The organism is Photobacterium chitinilyticum, assembly GCF_004104355.1.
GTDB classification, from domain to species: Bacteria; Pseudomonadota; Gammaproteobacteria; order Enterobacterales; family Vibrionaceae; genus Photobacterium; species Photobacterium chitinilyticum.
In genome coordinates this window covers 1-395 of the sequence record NZ_RJLM01000242.1, presented here as the reverse complement: position 1 = coordinate 395, position 395 = coordinate 1, and the positions used below count along the sequence as shown (strand labels likewise).

At 55.9% G+C, this 395-nt stretch carries 1 protein-coding gene; it reads right to left on the bottom strand.

Annotated features, from left to right (window positions below):
* Positions 1-370, bottom strand: a 370-nt coding sequence (locus tag EDI28_RS26600; protein ID WP_438942820.1) for a major capsid protein, incomplete at its 3' end; no start/stop codon positions are given.
* Between the last annotated feature and the right edge of the window lie 25 nt (positions 371-395).

The window sequence follows — 395 nt, the reverse complement described above, 5'->3', positions numbered from 1 at the left end:
TCTTTTTGACGCCGTTTTCCACGTACTGTCCGGAATACACGACGATGGCCACATCGCCATACATCCCCTTATAGGACACCGCTTTGCCCAGGTCTTTCACCGCTGTCTCCAGCTCGGAATTAGAGCCACGACGGGTATCCAGCTTCTCCTTGACGGCTTTGAAGGAACGGAACAGCGCCCAGCCTTTCGGATCGAACACGATGATATTCACCACACCGCTGGCGTTCAGCGCGTAGGCTTCGATATCGTCGGTCGGGTCATACGTGGACTTGTCACGCTTGCTCCACTCCGTGCCGCCGGACTGCGTGATGTTATTCTCCTCACTGCGGCCCATATCCACCTCAACCGGATCGAAGGCTTCACCGGTCATGGTGTATTTGCCCTTAAGCACGGCA